15 protein-coding genes are annotated in these 15740 nt (G+C 71.6%); 3 read left to right on the top strand and 12 right to left on the bottom strand.

Annotation, left to right across the window (positions count from 1 at the left end; genetic code table 11):
• Positions 1 to 28: 28 nt before the first annotated feature.
• The 6 genes from OG898_RS34200 to OG898_RS34175 all read right to left on the bottom strand — a co-directional run bounded on the left by OG898_RS34200 (position 29) and on the right by OG898_RS34175 (position 4613).
• Complete coding sequence (locus tag OG898_RS34200) at positions 29 to 733, bottom strand: hypothetical protein (protein WP_250740811.1); 705 nt, start codon at positions 731 to 733, stop codon at positions 29 to 31.
• Positions 730 to 1905, bottom strand: a complete 1176-nt coding sequence (locus tag OG898_RS34195; protein ID WP_250740812.1) for a putative T7SS-secreted protein — start codon at positions 1903 to 1905, stop codon at positions 730 to 732. Before OG898_RS34195 ends, OG898_RS34200 begins: the two co-directional genes overlap by 4 nt.
• Positions 1898 to 2209 carry a hypothetical protein gene (locus OG898_RS34190; protein ID WP_250740813.1) on the bottom strand — a complete coding sequence of 104 codons (312 nt, stop codon included), beginning with the start codon at positions 2207 to 2209 and terminating at the stop codon, positions 1898 to 1900. The genes OG898_RS34195 and OG898_RS34190 overlap by 8 nt, the downstream gene beginning before the upstream one ends.
• Positions 2210 to 2315: 106 nt before the next feature.
• Positions 2316 to 3287 (bottom strand): acyl-ACP desaturase, encoded by a 972-nt coding sequence (locus OG898_RS34185; RefSeq protein WP_250740814.1) that lies wholly within the window; start codon positions 3285 to 3287, stop codon positions 2316 to 2318.
• A 166-nt stretch (positions 3288 to 3453) separates the two neighbouring features.
• Entirely contained in the window at positions 3454 to 3702 is a 249-nt protein-coding gene (locus OG898_RS34180) for a hypothetical protein (protein WP_250740815.1), read from the bottom strand.
• A 59-nt stretch (positions 3703 to 3761) separates the two neighbouring features.
• Entirely contained in the window at positions 3762 to 4613 is an 852-nt protein-coding gene (locus OG898_RS34175; protein ID WP_250740816.1) for a helix-turn-helix transcriptional regulator, read from the bottom strand.
• 213 nt (positions 4614 to 4826) lie between these two features.
• Here OG898_RS34175 and OG898_RS34170 point away from each other — a divergent pair, with 213 nt between their 5' ends.
• The gene (locus tag OG898_RS34170; protein ID WP_250740817.1) at positions 4827 to 5294 is read left to right on the top strand and encodes an ATP-binding protein; all 468 of its coding nucleotides are present in this window, start codon (positions 4827 to 4829) and stop codon (positions 5292 to 5294) included.
• 37 nt (positions 5295 to 5331) lie between these two features.
• Here the strand turns inward: OG898_RS34170 and OG898_RS34165 are convergent, their stop codons facing one another.
• From OG898_RS34165 to OG898_RS34155, 3 genes are all read right to left on the bottom strand, one after another.
• A complete protein-coding gene (locus OG898_RS34165; RefSeq protein WP_266962335.1) occupies positions 5332 to 6972 on the bottom strand; it encodes an ABC-F family ATP-binding cassette domain-containing protein in 1641 nt (546 codons plus the stop codon).
• Positions 6973 to 7167: 195 nt separating this feature from the next.
• Positions 7168 to 7584, bottom strand: coding sequence for an SsgA family sporulation/cell division regulator (locus OG898_RS34160; protein WP_250740819.1), 417 nt, complete (start codon positions 7582 to 7584; stop codon positions 7168 to 7170).
• Between the two features lie 280 nt (positions 7585 to 7864).
• Positions 7865 to 8164 (bottom strand): YciI family protein, encoded by a 300-nt coding sequence (locus OG898_RS34155; RefSeq protein ID WP_250740820.1) that lies wholly within the window; start codon positions 8162 to 8164, stop codon positions 7865 to 7867.
• Between the two features lie 212 nt (positions 8165 to 8376).
• Between OG898_RS34155 and OG898_RS34150 the strand changes: the two genes are divergently transcribed.
• Both OG898_RS34150 and OG898_RS34145 read left to right on the top strand, forming a co-directional pair.
• Complete coding sequence (locus OG898_RS34150; protein WP_266962331.1) at positions 8377 to 10140, top strand: zinc ribbon domain-containing protein; 1764 nt, start codon at positions 8377 to 8379, stop codon at positions 10138 to 10140.
• Positions 10141 to 10170: 30 nt separating this feature from the next.
• Positions 10171 to 10851: an endonuclease V gene (locus OG898_RS34145; protein ID WP_266962329.1), complete on the top strand. Its 681-nt coding sequence runs from the start codon at positions 10171 to 10173 to the stop codon at positions 10849 to 10851.
• A gap of 22 nt (positions 10852 to 10873) precedes the next feature.
• Here OG898_RS34145 and OG898_RS34140 read toward each other — a convergent pair whose 3' ends face one another.
• From OG898_RS34140 to OG898_RS34130, 3 genes are all read right to left on the bottom strand, one after another.
• Positions 10874 to 12079 (bottom strand): trans-acting enoyl reductase family protein, encoded by a 1206-nt coding sequence (locus tag OG898_RS34140; protein ID WP_266962326.1) that lies wholly within the window; start codon positions 12077 to 12079, stop codon positions 10874 to 10876.
• A gap of 139 nt (positions 12080 to 12218) precedes the next feature.
• A complete protein-coding gene (locus OG898_RS34135; RefSeq protein ID WP_266962324.1) occupies positions 12219 to 13844 on the bottom strand; it encodes a hypothetical protein in 1626 nt (541 codons plus the stop codon).
• Positions 13845 to 14083: 239 nt separating this feature from the next.
• Positions 14084 to 15718, bottom strand: a complete 1635-nt coding sequence (locus OG898_RS34130; protein ID WP_266962322.1) for a PKD domain-containing protein — start codon at positions 15716 to 15718, stop codon at positions 14084 to 14086.
• Positions 15719 to 15740: the final 22 nt, after the last annotated feature.

Here is a 15740-nt window from a genome sequence, read left to right as displayed (position 1 = left end):
GCCGCGCGGCCCCCGGCGGGCGGCGGCGTCACCCCAGCAGTTCCAGGATCCGCGAGGTCCCGGCGCCGCCCGGCGGCCCGGGCGTCCGGGCCCTGGGATCGGCGAAGGAGAGCGTGTGCGCGACCGCCTCCAGGATGGCGGTGTACGCACCCGCGTGCTCGGTGGCCGCGCTGGTGAGGTCGAGCAGGAACAGGTGGCGTCCCTCCGGATGGGCCGTGACGGCCCTGGCCTGGAACAGCCCCCGGTCGGTGCCGGAGGCGGGAACGACCCCGCAGACCAGGGCGCACGGGAGGCCCGATGCCAGCTCGACGAAGCTGCGCGTCGATCCGCCCCCGGGTGCCGACCGGGCGAGGGCCAGTGCCGTACGCGCGACACCCGCCGCGGCGCCGGTTGCGGACCCGGGCTCTTCGGCGGGCCGGACGGAGAGGGAGAACAGCGAGGTGGAGACGGCCTCGGGCCCCTCGGGGTGGAGGCCGACCGCGGTGTGGACCAGGTGCAGGCCGGGTTGACCGGCGAGCTCGTCGAGGCGGTCCATCAGAAGTGCGAGCTGCGCCCCCGCACCGGTTCCGGCAGCCGCACCGGCAGCCGCAGCCGCATCCGTGCCGTCGCCGAAGTCGGCCAGGGCCTCCAGGACTCCGGCGACCTCCTCCAGGGCGCCCCGGTCCTCGGGGCCGATGTCGTGGAACCCGGGAGGCAGCCGGAACCAGACGGGCGGGACGGCGTGGCGCGTCACGGCTGCACCAGCGTCCAGAGGCGGGCCGACTTCGCGGCCGTGGACGGACCGTCCTCCACGACGAGACGGGTGCCGTCCACCGCCGTGGAGCCGCGGTCCACGGCGGCGTCGTCGCCGGTGTAGTCGGCGGCGGCCGTGGCCGCTCCGGTGCCGGCCACGGCCACCCCCACCCGCTCCCTGACCTCGGGCGTCGAGGACCGCAGTGCCCACGCCGCGAGCGGGCTCTCCACCTTCCGCAGCTCGTCCGCCGTGTTCCACGTCGTACGGGCGAAGGCACCCGCGCCCGGGGACACGCCCGCCAGGGCGCCGGCCTCCGGGACCGCCATGGCCGCGCGGGCCGCGACCGTACCGGCCCGCGCGCCCGAGGCGACCGCGGCCACGCCCGGAACGGCGCCGAGGCCGTCGCCGAGCAGGGTCACGCCGTTCTTCCAGAACGCGGCGTCGAACTTGCCCCGGGTGAAACCCTCGGTCAGCGGCTTGCGGAAGCCGGGGTCCGCGAGGTGCGCGGTCAGGGCGGCCAGCGAGAGCCCGCCCGCTACGAGCATCACCGCCATCCCGGCCGGCGGGAAGAAGAGGGCGATGCCCGCACCGGCGGCACCCAGAATGGCCGCCGCGTTCGAGAGGGCGTCGGCCGGATCCTCGACGATCTTGTTCCAGACCGACTCCAGCACCCCGGGCTCCTTCGGCGCCAGCCGCTCCGCCGTCGCGGTCAGCGTGCGCGCCACTCTGCGGGCCGCCGCCGAGTGCTCCGAGGCCAGTTCACGGGCCAGGAGGCGGGCGTCGGTGAGGGCCTCCTCGGTGGTGGCCGCAGTGGCCAGGGAGGCGTAGCGGGAGGCCAGGGTGCGGTGCGCGGCCAGGGTGTCGTGCCAGCCGGTCAGCCCGCGCGCCGCCTCCGCCAGGGAGGTGTGGGCCGCGTGGAGGTGACGGGGGAGCTCCCGCGACAGCGAGGCGCGGAAGGCGGTGGCGGCCTCGCCCTGCCAGGCCGAGCTGTGGGAGACCAGGGCGTCGACGACGCGGGAGCTCTCCGCGAGGCAGTCCGCCGAGGAACGGAGCTTCTTCGCCAGGGCCAGTACCGCATCCGGGCTCCCCGGGGCCGGGTCGAAGCCGAGCGCGGCGTGATCGAGGGCGGTGTGCCCGGCCGGGGTGATGCCGACCACGGGGGAGTCAGCCACGGATGGACGCCGCCTGCCGGAAGGCCGCGCGGATGGCCTCGTCGAGCTCCGCGTACTCGGCGGCGCTGCGGCGCACGCCCTCGCGCACGGTCTTGATCCGCCCCGCGAGCTCCTTGGTGCCGTGGCCCCATCTCTCCTGGAAGCCGTCGCACGCCGCGTCGAGGTCCGCCGTGCCCAGCTGGTCGGCCCGTACGTGGTCCAGCTCCCGCCGGGCCTCGCGCAGCGCGGTCAGCGAGGTGTCCAGGGCGTTGGTGAGGCGGGCCAGCTGGTCGATCTCGACCTGGAGCGGCGTCATGGCGGTCATGACGAAACCCTGGCAGAGCGGGGCTCTGCCAGGGCAATCGTCGTCACCCGCCCGAGCGAGCGGAAACCGGTCAGGTCGGCGGGTGCGGTGTGGTCAGACGGTGCGATCAGGCCTTGCGGGCCGCGATGCGCGCCGCGCGGGCGGCCAGCCGCTCGTCGAACTTGCGGGCCTCGGAGTCCAGGCCGTCCATGAAGAGACCCAGCTCCTCCTGGGCCTTCTGCCCATCGGGGCCGAGGCCGTCGATCTCCATGATCTTCAGGAAGCGGATCACGGGGCTCAGCACGTCGTCGTGGTGGATCCGCAGGTTGTAGACCCCGCCGATCGCCATCTGCGCGGCCATCCGCTCGAAGCCGGGCATCCCGTGTCCGGGCATCCGGAAGTCGACCACGACGTCCCGTACGGCCTGCATCGTCAGGTCCGGGGCGAGCTCGAAGGCCGCGCCCAGCAGGTTGCGGTAGAAGACCATGTGCAGGTTCTCGTCCTGCGCGATGCGGGCCAGCATGCGGTCGCAGACCGGGTCACCGGACTGGTGGCCGGTGTTGCGGTGCGAGATGCGGGTCGCGAGCTCCTGGAAGGCCACGTACGCCACGGAGTGGAGCATCGAGTGGCGGTTGTCGGACTCGAACCCCTCCGACATGTGCTGCATCCGGAATGCTTCGAGCTTGTCCGGGTCCACGGCGCGCGAGGCCAGCAGGTAGTCGCGCATGACGATGCCGTGGCGGCCCTCCTCGGCGGTCCAGCGGTGCACCCAGGTGCCCCAGGCGCCGTTGCGGCCGAAAAGCGAGGCGATCTCGTGGTGGTAGCTGGGGAGGTTGTCCTCGGTCAGCAGGTTCACGACGAGCGCGATCTTGCCGATCTCGGTGACCTTGGACTGCTGCGGGTCCCAGGCTTCGCCGTCCTCGAAGAAGCCGGGGAAGTTGCGGCCGTCGCTCCACGGGACGTACTCGTGGGGCATCCAGTCCTTGGTGACCTTCAGATGGCGGTTGAGTTCCTTCTCGACCACCTCTTCCAGCGCGAACAGCAGCTTGGCGTCCGTCCACGCCTCCGAGCTGCCGAGGTGGGGAGAGGTGATCGTCACGGGTACTCCTGGGTGCAAAGAGACTTACCTACGGTTCCGTAGCCTACGGAGTCGTAGGTTAAGCGCGACATCAAGACCAGCCAAGCCCCAAGGGGACCTCTGTCTGGTTACGTCCCGTTATCTGTGCAGTTTGAGGGGGGTGTGGAGTGGCCTGAAGGGACTAAAGTCACGCCAGCAGGTGGTCCGCTGCTCCCGCCTTGACGGCCGAGATCAGCGCACGGAGCGCATCGATCGAGTCGGTGACGTAGGCGGCGGAGTCGGTGGTTCCGATGTACGCCTTCCCCTCGGCGTCCCGGCCGAAGCGGAAACAGTTCGCCCCCTCGCTGCAGAATGCCTCGTCCCACGCGATGCCGGCCGTCGCCGACGGGGTAGCCGGCGCGGCCGGGGTGGCCGGGGTCGTGCTCTTCGTGCCCATGTCGTTCTCTCGTCTCCTCGTCGGATCCGGTCAGGTGGTCAGTCAGCCGGTCGGCCCGGTCAGAGGGTCCGTGCGATGGCGCGGATGAAATCGCGGGACGCGCGGGCCGGCAGCGCCAGGGAGCGCAGCCGCTCCAGCAGGCCCCGGTAGCGGAGCAGCTTCATCTGCGAATCCAGCAACATCGAGCCGTGCGAACTGTCGAGCTGCACGGTGTCCAGCTCGCTGATCGTGGCGGCCGCGTACGTGAAGGACTGGCCGGCGCCGGGGAACCCGCCGGCGGTGAACGGAATCACGCGCACGGTCGTACGCGCCCGCTCCGACTGCTCCAGTATGTGTTCGAGCTGGGCCCGGGCCACCTTCGGGCCGCCGAACTGCATCCGCAGCGCGGCCTCGTGCACCACCGCCTCGTACAACGGCGGTGCTTCGCGGGCGAACACCTGCTGGCGGTGCATCCGCAGGGCGAGCCGCGCCTGCAGGTCGGGCTCGGGCAGCGGCGGGTCGGCGGTGTCGAAGACGGCCCGCGCGTGCGCCTCGGTCTGCAGCAGTCCGGGTATGTGCGTGGTGACGGCGGTGTGCAACGCGACGGAGTGGTGCTCCAGTTCGCAGATGTCCAGGAGTGCGGGCGGCAGCATCCCCCGGTGCTGCTCCCACCACCCCTTCTCGCGCTCCTGGGCCATGGAGGCGAGTAGGTCGACCAGCCCCGTGTCGGGGCAGTCGTAGTTGAAGGCGAGGGTGCGGACACGCTCGGCGCCGATGGCGATCCGGCCGGATTCGATGTTGGGGATCCTGGTGCGGTCCACCCCCATGAGCGCCGCGGCCTGCTGCACCGTCATGCCCGACTGCTCGCGGAGTTTGCGCAGCTCGGAGCCCAGGCGCTGCTGGCGTGCGGTCGGTGTACTCCTCGGTGGCACAGGTCCCCTCTCCTCCGGTCGAGGGCAGGCGGGAGCATGCGCACGAGTCCGGAAATGCCATGAGAAAACATCAAGTGGTCGTACAAGTAGTAGCACTGTGCACCACGTTGCGCTACGGTCGGTAGCGCAAGTCTCACACGGGGCGACCTCCAGCTCTTGTATGACCACACGGCCATCAGCGCATTCAGCACCTCAGAACCTTGGAGCAGCACGATGACGGGCACTCTCCGTGGCCTGCGGTCGGTCCACGAGTTCCGGCAGGCCCCGCCAGGGGCGGAGAAACTGAGCTACTCCATAGGCCTGCCGGGCGGCGCCCACTGTGCGGGCAGCGCCCGGGGCGCCCTGCGGTCCCTGCTCGACCGGCACGGACTGCCCGACCTGTGCGACAACGCGGCGCTGGCCGCCTCCGAACTCGTGGCCTGCGCCTACCGGTTCACGCCCGACAAGGAGATGGTGCTGAAGGTCCGCTGGCAGTTCGACGCGCTGCGGATCGTCGTCTTCGACCAGCACCCCGCGCACTCCTCGCCCGAGGCGAGCGAGGAGTGCCGGAGCCGGCGCAGCCGCGGGATGTGGCTGCTGTCGGCGGTGGTCGAGGCCTGTGGCGGGGACTGGGGACTCACCCCGGTGCTCACCCCGATGGGCGGCACCAAGTCCTGGGCCTTACTGCCCTTGCCGCGTTAGCGCGGTACCCGCTGGTGCAGATACTCGCCGGCGCGGGTCACCCCTGCCACAGCGACCGGTGGACCTCCTCGGCCGTCGTCGGCCGCATCCCGCCGTCGAGCAGCAGCCACCGCGTGATGCCGATCGACTCCAGGAACGGCACGTCATGGCTCGCGACCACGAGCGCCCCTTCATAGGAATCCAGGGCATCGGTCAACTGCCGTACGCTCGCCAGGTCCAGGTTGTTCGTCGGCTCGTCCAGCATGAGCAGCTGCGGGGCCGGCTCCGCGAGCAGCAGTGCCGCCAGCGTCGCCCGGAACCGCTCGCCGCCCGACAGGGTGCCGGCCAGCCGGTCCGCCCGCGCACCCCGGAACAGGAAGTGCGCGAGCCGCGCCCGGATCAGGTTGTTCGTCGCGTGCGGGGCGAACCGCGCCACGTTCTCCACGACCGAGCGCTCGTCGTCCAGTACGTCGAGCCGCTGCGGCAGGAACCGGGCCGGGACATGGGTCACCGACTCGCCCGACAGCGGGGCCAGTTCCCCCGCGATCGTGCGCAGCAGCGTGGTCTTGCCCGAGCCGTTGGCCCCCACCAGCGCGATCCGCTCCGGACCGCGCAGCTCCCACTCGCCCGCGACCGGGGCGCCGTGGACCGGGTGCAGTGCGCTCAGGGTGAGCACGCGGCGGCCCGGCGGGACCTGGGTGGCGGGCAGTTTGATCCGGATCTCGGCGTCGTCGCGCACCGCCAGCTCCGCCTGGTCGAGACGTTCCTCCGCCTCCGCCAGCTTCTCGGTGTGCATGATGCGGTGCTTGCCCGCCGACTCCTGCGCCGCGCGCTTGCGGGCGCCCATGACGATCTTCGGCTCGCGCTTGGTCTCGAACATCTTCTGCCCGTACCGCTTGCGCCGGGCCAGTTTGGCCTGGGCCTGCGCCAGTTCGCGCTTCTGCCGCTGTACGTCGCCCTCGGCGACCCGGACCATCCGCTCGGCCGCCTCCTGCTCGGCCGCGAGCATCTCCTCGTAGTCCGTGAAGTTTCCGCCGTACCAGCGGAGTTCGCCGTCGCGCAGGTCGGCGATCTGGTCGACCCGGTCCAGCAGTTCCCGGTCGTGGCTGACCAGGAGCAGCACCCCGGACCAGGATTCGACGGCCGCGTACAGCCGGCGCCGGGCCCGCAGGTCGAGGTTGTTGGTGGGCTCGTCCAGCAGCAGCACGTCCGGACGGCTCAGCAGCAGCGCGGCCAGCCGGAGCAGCACGCACTCCCCGCCCGACAGTTCGCCGGTGGTGCGGTCCAGTCCGATCCGGCCGAGCCCGAGCTGGTCGAGCGTGGCGAGGGCCCGTTCCTCCACGTCCCAGTCGTCGCCGACGGCCGCGAAGTTGGCCTCGGTCGCCTCGCCCGCCTCGATGGCGTGCAGGGCGGCCCGGGTGGTGTGGACGCCGAGCGCCTCGTCCACCCGCAGGGAGGTGTCGAAGGTGACGGTCTGCGGAAGCTGGCCGACGGTACCGGCGACGGTCAACTGGCCGTCGCTCGGGGTCAGTTCCCCGGCGATGAGCTTGAGCAGCGTGGACTTGCCGCAGCCGTTGCGTCCGATCAGGCCGGTACGGCCGGGGCCGACGGCCAGTTGGAACCCGTCGAAGACGGGGGTTCCGTCGGGCCAGTCGAAGGACAGGTCGGAGCAGGTGATGAACATGGGAGCAGGACTCATGGAGGCCTCCAGGTTGCGTGAGTGGTGAGTGCAACGCGGGGGAGACACAGGGGACCGCGGATGAGGGCGGTGGTCGGTGTCTCGGACCTCAGAGGAACAACGTCCTGCTCCGTTTCGACGGCGATGGGGCGTCTACGAAGCTACGGCGCGGCCGGAGCCGCGGGCAAACGAATTAAAGCGAATCCAAGCAAGGCGTCAGCAGGAGTCGCGCATCAGCTCGGCGAGGCTCTGGTCCATGTCGAGGTACAGGTGCTCCAGGCCGGGCGGCACGATCGTCGAGGCCCGCTCCAGGAAGCGGTGCAGCTCGGCCGTCACCATCAGCACGATCGCGACCCCCTCGGGGGCGTGGAACTCCACGGTGGTCCGGTCGGCGTCGTACGGGCGCACGCGCACGTCCCCGCAGCCGGACGGGCGGTCCAGTCCGTACTCCAGCAGCTCCCGCGAGAACGTCCACGAGACCTCGACGCCCTCCAGGGTCGCGGGCGCGGGAAAGGCCATCCGGACGGCGAAGGGATCCGACCGGTCGTAGCAGAGCGTGACGGGTACGGTGTCGACCTTCGGCGCGGTGGCGACCAGTCGGGCCTGCACGGCCTGCTCGATGACAGTGATCAAGGCTCGCTCCCTTGCGGCGGATCTCGTGCCGGACCGTGTGAGGCGGGCCCGGCAACGGGATAGACGCGTGAAGCGGCGAATCCGTGCACGCGACCGGGAGTGAGCTGTGTCACCGAATGGCCTGAACGCGCCTGTGTGATCGCACAGGGTGACGGTGACGCGGGCCTCCGGGGCCTGTCCGCAGCCCCCGGAGCGGACGCAGTACGGCTGGTTCCCGCTCACTCCACAGGCCCAAGGCAGGCTCCGGACCGCCCGCCGCGGACCATCTGGAGCGCCCCCGCTAGACCACCGGGCTCTCCCGCACCGTCGCCAGGTCCGCTGAGGTCTTCGTCGCGAGGAACTCGGTGATGCGGTACGAGCAGACGCCCGCCACCGCGAAGGGATCCCCGGCCGCGATCTTCTCGATCTCCGCGCGGGACACCCCGCCGGCCAGGATCATGCCCCCGTCGCGCGGGACCTTGCGACCCGAGGCGAGGAAGATGCCGGCGGCGTAGTAGCCGTCCAGCCAGGCGATGTGCGCGTCCATCTCTTCTTCGACGGCTTCGACGGGCGCGGTGTAGGTGAGCTCCATGACGAACATGATCGCCAGGGTTGCATGCAGCCGTCCGGTTGGTCTGGCATTCCTGGGCGTTGCGCGGATTCTGTGGTGCCGCGTGTCCTCATCGGGTGGGGCTCGTTCCGTATGTGGGTCCGATGATCGGACAGTAGATCGTGCATGGGGGCGGGGTGACGGGTGTGCGCCGGAAGGTCGCGTTGGGCGAGGGGGAGACCGCGCGGGTCGCATGCGCGTCCGTGACCGCGTTCCGAGGTCTGGACACGGTCAGCGGTGAGGTCCTGAAGGCTGCCGCGCTGGTTGAGCGGGTGGGCTGGCTGACGACGCTGGTGGAGACGATGGCTGCCGGGGTTGTCGGCGGGCACTGGTCGCGGGCCGAGCTGGCCGTGCTCGCTTCGGGTGTTGCCCGGTCGGGTGGGCGGTTGCCGTCGAACGCGTGGATGGCGTTGCGGACTCTGGGTTGGTCGGCTGCCGTTCCGGCGGGGCTGTATGTGCCCGATCGGGTCCGCAGGGTTGCCGAGGAGCAGGCTGGGCGGGTCCTGCGCTCGGCTGAATGGCGCGCGGCGCTCGTGGACGCGGTCCTGGAAACGTGGCCGGCCGGTGGGGATCCGATGAAACGCGGCATGGAGGAGTGGGCGGCGTTGCGGGCGGCCTGCCCGCAAGGCACTGCGGTGCCCGCGTCCGTCTTCCGTTCCCGCACCCGTCAAGTGGCAAGGTTCCTCGCCGCGTACCGGCGTCTGCCCGCCGGTCTGTGTGAGTTGGAGGCGGCGCCGGGCGGCGGCCGGCAGGTGGTGCTGGCGGCCGCCGACAAACAGCTTGCCACTCTGGCCCGGTGCGAGGACGACCCGGCCCGCTACGCGGTGCTGACCGTGCGGCTTCCGGTATGCCCTGCCCCGCGCACCCGTTGCGACTGGCACCCGGTACGGATCCGTTTCCGCCTGCCACCCACCATCGACAACGCTGTCCGCGCCAACGGGGTACTGGCCAAAGCCGACCGGCTCCGCATCCTCGCCGAACACCTGTGGACCAAAGCCGCCCACCTGGAGACGCTCCTGGGCGGCCGGCGTGCCCTCGGCCTGCACCCCGACCCTGCGATCGTCACCAAGCTCGCCGTGGTGCGCACCGAACACTCACGGGTCAGCAGGCGGCGCCGGCGCCTGAACGCGGAGATCGCCAAGGCGGCCGCCCGGTTCATGGTGGATCACGCCCGTGCCGCGCGGGCGTCGGTGATCTATCTGGAGGACCTGCGCGACATGGAGTCCCGCGGCAAGGGCCGCACCCTCAACTCCCGCCTTTCCAGCTCGGTACGAGGGCAGATCGTGGCTGATGTGCGGCATCAGGCAGCCCGGCACGGGATAGCCGTGGTCATCGTCCCCGCGCGCGGCACTTCCAAGTACTGCCCCCGCTGCCTGACCGCCTTCCGTCACCACGCCGCCCCCGACAACACCCGACCGGGCTGGAAATGGGCCACCTGCCCCCACCCCGACTGCGGATACAGCGCGGACCGGGACGTCGCCGCCTGGCAGCGCATCGGCGCCCGAGGCCTGCAACACCAGCACCTGACCGTCCTGGACCGCGCGAGTGGCACGTATGTGATCCGCCGCACGGTTCAGGAGCTGGACCAACCCGTCCAGCACCCCAAGCCCACCCACCCGGACCGGACGAAGTCGGGTCCGACGAGAGACCGCCCTGTGCCCAGGCAGCGACGCAGGGTCCCCGCCCCACCCGGAACACCAGCAGCCGCACCAGCGGCGGCAGGTCAGGGTGTAAAGCGTCCGGCGGGGCGGCAGCCCCAGCCACCCACCCACCGCAACCAGCGGCGAGGTGGGCGGCAGGCACCGCACACGATGAGCACCCCCAATCGGCACCGACCGTGCGGGGCCAGACTCGGCGCAGGCTTCCACCTGCACACCCACGCCACCCCGATCACACAGCGGCCACGGCGAGACCCGAGACTCGTTTCCGACCTGGGCGAACACTCAGCCCCAAGCAGGAAAACCTGAGCTCATCCGTGACGCTACTCTCGCAGCACTATGACGAGTGCGAAGATCCCCGCCGACGAGGCCGGGGCCAAGGCGATACAAGACGAGCTGCGCGGCCGGGTCGTCCTGACCGAGACCGGACCACCGCCCGGCGAAGGGCTCATCGCGGGGGTGGACGTGGCCTACGACGACGAGCGCGACCTGGTGGCCGCCGCGGCCGTCGTCCTCGATGCCGCCACCCTGCGGGTCGTCGAGGAGGCCACCTCCGTCGGCCGCGTCAGCTTCCCCTACGTACCCGGACTGCTCGCCTTCCGCGAGCTGCCGACCGTGCTCGCCGCCCTGGAGGCGCTGACCGTCACGCCCGGTCTGGTCGTCTGCGACGGCTACGGGCTGGCCCACCCGCGCCGCTTCGGGCTCGCCTGCCACCTCGGCGTGGTCACCGGGCTGCCCGCCATCGGCGTCGCGAAGAACCCGTTCACCTTCACGTACGAGGAACCGGGCGACCGGCGCGGGGACCTCTCCCCGCTCCGCGCACCCGACGGCGAGGTCGTCGGGCGGGCGCTGCGCACGCAGGACGGGATCAAGCCCGTGTACGTCTCGGTGGGCCACCGGGTCTCCCTGGACAACGCCTGCGCGCACGCCCTGGCGCTGAGCCCCCGCTTCCGGATCCCGGAGACCACCCGGCACGCCGACTCGCTGTGCCGGCGGGCCCTGCGCGAAGCCACCGCGTAGGGCGGGCCGTCCGGGCGGCGCCTCAGTCGGAGGCCGCGACGCGGAAGCGGATGCCCGCCTTTTGGAGCCGGTCCAGCAGGGCGTCGCCCATGGCCACGGCGGTGGTCAGCTGGCCGGACAGCTCGGGCAGGGCGTCGTAGGCGAGGCAGAGCGCGGACTCCGCGAACATCTTCGCGGTCTCCCCGTACCCCGGGTCGCCGCCCGAGACCTCGGTGAAGACCCGGCGGCCGCCGCCCTCGCCCACGAACCGCACGCTGAACCAGCTGCGCGCCCGCCGCACCGCGTCCGGGCCCTGGCCCGGCTCCCAGCGGTTCGCCAGCCACTGCCGCACCGGCGGGATCTGCGCGAGGGCGGCCACCCCGCCGACCGCCGCCGTACCGCCCACGGCGACGGGCAGGTGCCGTACGGAGGCGTAGTGCCGGTAGCGGAAGTCCGGGCCGTACCGCTCCAGCGCGGCTGCCGACCGGGCCACGACCTGGACGTCCAGGACGGGCAGCGGCACGGCCCAGGTGCCGGTCTCCCGGCTGAAGCGCGGTGCACCCACGGGCACGCGCACCCGCCGGCCCAGCAGCCTGGGCTCGTGCATCCGGCGCGCTCGGGCGGCGGCCAGGTTCTGCGGTCCGCGGCCCAGCGCGGTGAGCACGGTGGTGAAGGTGCCGCCCGAGAACAGGGCGTTGGAGCGCACGAAGGCGTCCACGGTCAGCGGGACCCCGGCCGGCAGCTGTCCGACGGTGAAGTACGCCCCGAGGTCGGCCGGGACGGAGTCGAAGCCACAGGCGTGCACGATCCGGGCGCCGGTCTCGCGGGCCCGCGCGTCGTGCTCGACGTACATCCGGTCCACGAACTCCGGCTCGCCGGTCAGGTCCAGGTAGTCGGTGCCCTCGGCGGCGCAGGCGGCCACCAGCAGGGCGCCGTACAAGACGTACGGCCCCACGGTCGTGGCCAGCACCCGGGTGGAGGCGGCCAGTTCGCGCGTCGCCGCGGCGTCCTGGGCGTCCGCGCGCAGCAGCGGCAGGTCCGCGCAGCGCGGGTCGAGGGCGGTCAGCCGCTCGCGCAGCCGCTCCAGCTTCGCGAGGTCGCGCCCCGCGAGGGCCCAGCGGCAGTCCGCGGGGGCGTGCGCCGCGAGGTACTCGGCGGTCAGCGCCCCCACGAACCCGGTCGCGCCGAAGAGCACGAGGTCGTACTCCCGTTCCGCGGTGCGCGGTTCGTGCCGGACAGCTGCGTTCATCGGGAGCCTCCCAGACGGTGTCGGTGGTGGCTGAGGCTAGCGCGTGGCCGCCGTACGGGGCCGGGCGGGTGCCCGGCTCCGTACGGCGGCTCGGCTCGGCCGGCGGCTGCCTTCACCGCTCACGGGTGGAACGGGTGGATCAGTCGACCTCGTAGTCGCCGAAGATGTCCACGACGACGTCGATGTTGGCGTCGCTCTCGTTGAAGACGTCGATGATGCCGTGGTAGCCGGTGCTCGCCTGGACCAGGTTCGGGACGGTCTTGCCCGGAGTGAAGTTCAGGGTCGAGGAGCCGGGCGCGCTCGGCGGGCTGTCGTAGTTGCCTTCGTACGCTTCCTTCGAGTTCGGGTCCGGGGCGACGGCGAGGAAGCCAACGCCCTTGGTGTTGGTCACCGTGGTGTTCATGATGAAGGCCTTGGTGCCCGGGTACTTCGTGCTGAGCCTCATGGGGATGTAGTGACGGCCCGGCAGCGGGCCCCACTTCCATTCGCGGGTGTCGAGCCAGCGGAACGGCTGGAAGGGCACGTACGCGGCCTGGCTGTTGGGGCTGTAGAAGCCGACGACGTCGACGATGACGTCGGTGCCCTTCCAGCCGCCGTTGCGGATGCTGATCTTGCCGTCGGCGCCGATGGGGACGATCACCGAGTTGGCGACGGTCTGGCCGCCGCGGAAGTTCAGGTTGGAAGCCGTCGGAGCCTTCGTGCCACCCGGGTAGACGGTCAGGTGGCCGTCGTCCTTCGGGTTGGTGACGGTCACGTTGAGGGCGACGGCGGTGGCCCCGGCGGGGACGCTGCGGACTCCCGAGATCGCGGTGCCGAACCCCTTGAAGCCCTCGACCTGTCCCTTGCGGGTGCCGAGCCCGATACGGGTGTCGACGAAGCGCTCCGGGGTGATCGCGGTGTAACCGCTGGCGGCGGACTGGGTGAAGTAGCCGGTGACGTCGGCGATCAGGTCGACCGTCCCCAGGCCGCTGTTGTAGAGGTCCACGTAGCCGTCGGTGCCGATCGGCACGACGACCAGGTTCGGGACCGTCTGGCCGGGCTCGAAGTTGAGGTTCGAGGTGGTGGGGCGGGCGGCGCCGGAGGCGAAGGCGGTGATGTGGCCGGCGGCGGTGGCGTTGGTGACGGTGACGTTGAGGACCGCCGTGGTCGCACCCGCGGGGATCTTGCCGACGCCTGCGACCTTGAGGCGCGCGGAGCCGTTCGGGCCGACCTTGCCCTTCGGGGCGCCCGTGCCGTCACGGGTGTCGAGCAGCCGGGTCGGGGTGTGCGGGGTGAACTCGGAGCCCATCGTCGTGACCGAGACCGTGTTCGTGACCGAGGTGCCGGCGGCGGTGTCCTCGGCCTTGACGGTGATGAGGTAGGTGCCCACCTCGGAGTAGGCGTGCTGGCGGCGCTCCAGCCCGGTACCGGTGGCGCCGTAGCTTTCCTGCCAGCTGTTGTCGCCCCAGTCGATGGTGACCTGGAGGGACTGGTCGGCCGCGGCCGTGAGCTTGGCCGCCAGCTCGATCCCGTGGGCGCTGGTGTGCACGGCCGTCAGGCCGACCCTGTAGGTCGGGTCGGCGGCGGTCTGTGCCTTCGGGGCGCCGGCGGCCTTGGACGTACCGGCAGCCGGGGCCGCGGACTTGGTGCCGGCCTCGGCCGGGCTGGTGAAGGTCTTGGTGGGCCGCACCTCGCTCAGGTCCTGGTCGGGCAGCGCGACCCCGTGGGCCTTGCCCGGTGCCGGTGCCGGGTCGGCCGCGTGGGCCAGACCCGGGATGAGCGACATGCCTGCCGCGAGGATGGTCGCGGATGCTACGAGTCGGCGATGAGACACCGAGCCCCCCCAATGTCGTGTGTCTGCCGGCCCCCGAACGGGGCCGGAGAACCCGCCGGGCCTTCCCTGGCCCGCGGGTGGCCGTACGGGGCCCTCCCTGGCCCGGTGTACGGCGGGTGGTGCCCCGGGGGAGCGGCCCGTACGGCCGCGCCCCCGGGGCACTGTGATCCAATCCCGTGCTTAGCGGTGGATCAGTTGTCCATGTAGATGCCGAAGATGTCGACGATGAGGTCGATGTTGGCGTCGCTCCAGTTGAAGAAGTCGATGACGCCGGTGTTGCCGCGGCCCGCCTGAACCAGGTTCGGGACGGTCTTGTTCGCGGTGAAGTTCAGGTTCGAGGAGGTCGGGATCGGCACCTCGATGTTGGTCCCGTTGTCGTAGTCCGCGCCGGTGTTCGGGTCCGGGGCGACCGCGAGGAAGCCGGCACCCTTGGGGTTGGTCACCGTGGTGTTCAGCACGAAGGCCGTGGTGTTCGGGTAGCCGTCGCCGAGTCCGAGCGCACTGTAGTAGCGGCCGGGCAGCGGCTTGGTCTCGCGGGTGTCCTTCACGCGCTCCGGGTCGAAGGGGAGGTACGCGCTGACGCTGTCGGGGCTGTAGTAGCCGACGACGTCGACGATCACGTCGGCCGGGTTCCAGCCGCCGTTGCGGATGCTGATCTTGCCGTCGGTTCCGACGGGGACGATCACCGCGTTGGCGATGGTCTGGCCCGTGCTGAAGTTCAGGTTGGACGCGTTCGGCGCGGCCTTCCCGGCGGGGAAGACGGTCAGGTGGCCGTCGCTCCGCGGGTTGGTGACCGTCACGTTGAGCGCCACGGCCTTGGCCCCGGCGGGGACGCCGCGGTTGCCCGCGATCGTGGTGGTGATGGTCCCGTAGCCGGGGACCTGGCCCTTGCGGGTGCCGAGACCCTCCCGGGTGTCGACGTGGCGCTCCGGGGCGAGCGCGGTGTAGCCGCTGGCGGCGGACTGGGTGAAGTAGCCGGTGATGTCGGCGATCAGGTCGACCGGCTCCCAGCCGCCGTTGTAGAGCTCGACGTAGCCGTCGGCGCCGACCGGGACGATGACCAGGTTGGGGACCGTCTGGCCGGGCTCGTAGTTGAGGTTCGAGGTGGTCGGACGGTCGGTGCCCGAGGCGAAGGCGGTGACGTGGCCGCCGCTCCTGGTGTTGGTGACGGTGACGTTGAGGGCCACCGCGGTCACACCGGCCGGGATGGTGCCGAAGCCGCCGACCTTCACCCGCGCGGAGGTGTACGGGGCGACCCTGCTCGAGCCGGCACGGGTGTCCAGCAGACGGGTCGGGGTGTACGGGGTGAAGTCCGAGCCCTCGGTGGTGATGGCGACGGAGTTCTCGGCGGAGACGCCGTTGACGGCGTCGGTCACCTTGACCTTGACCGTGTACGTGCCGACCTCGCGGTACACGTGCTCCACGTGCGCCGCTTCGGTGCCGTGGGCGCTCGCCGTGCCGGAGGTGCCGTCACCCCAGTCGATGGTGAGCTCGACGTCGACGTCCGCGCTCGTGACGCCCATGCTCAGTTCGAGCGAGTGCGCGTTGAACGTGGTGCCGTGCAGGGCCACCGCGAGGTCCGGGTTGCCCTCGGAGGCCGCCAGCGTGCCGGCCGCCTTGCTCTTACCGGCGGCCGGGACCTTGACCGAGCGGTCGGCCGGGCTGTCGAACTTGGTGGTCTTGGCCTCGATGGCCGAGTCCAGGTCGGGCTTGGATACGCCCTGCAGCTTGCCCGCCGCGGGATCGGCGGCGTGGGCCAGCCCCGGTATGAGAGAAATGCCTGCCGCGAGGATGGTCGCGGATGCTACGAGTCGGCGATGAGACACCGAGCCCCCCCAAATGTCTGTG

It is taken from the genome of Streptomyces sp. NBC_00193 (genome assembly GCF_026342735.1).
Taxonomy (GTDB): domain Bacteria; phylum Actinomycetota; class Actinomycetes; order Streptomycetales; family Streptomycetaceae; genus Streptomyces; species Streptomyces stoeckheimensis.
This window is presented reverse-complemented; position numbering and strand designations above follow the sequence as displayed.

Excerpts from the sequence above, each read along its gene's own strand:
- OG898_RS34190 (WP_250740813.1), bottom strand. The coding sequence starts at position 2,209 with ATGACCGCCATGACGCCGCTCCAGGTCGAGATCGACCAGCTGGCCCGC.
- OG898_RS34180 (WP_250740815.1), bottom strand. The coding sequence starts at position 3,702 with ATGGGCACGAAGAGCACGACCCCGGCCACCCCGGCCGCGCCGGCTACC.
- OG898_RS34170 (WP_250740817.1), top strand. The coding sequence starts at position 4,827 with ATGACGGGCACTCTCCGTGGCCTGCGGTCGGTCCACGAGTTCCGGCAG.
- OG898_RS34165 (WP_266962335.1), bottom strand. The coding sequence starts at position 6,972 with ATGAGTCCTGCTCCCATGTTCATCACCTGCTCCGACCTGTCCTTCGAC.
- OG898_RS34155 (WP_250740820.1), bottom strand. The coding sequence starts at position 8,164 with ATGTTCGTCATGGAGCTCACCTACACCGCGCCCGTCGAAGCCGTCGAA.
- OG898_RS34145 (WP_266962329.1), top strand. The coding sequence starts at position 10,171 with ATGACGAGTGCGAAGATCCCCGCCGACGAGGCCGGGGCCAAGGCGATA.
- OG898_RS34140 (WP_266962326.1), bottom strand. The coding sequence starts at position 12,079 with ATGAACGCAGCTGTCCGGCACGAACCGCGCACCGCGGAACGGGAGTAC.
- OG898_RS34135 (WP_266962324.1), bottom strand. The coding sequence starts at position 13,844 with ATGTCGCTCATCCCGGGTCTGGCCCACGCGGCCGACCCGGCACCGGCA.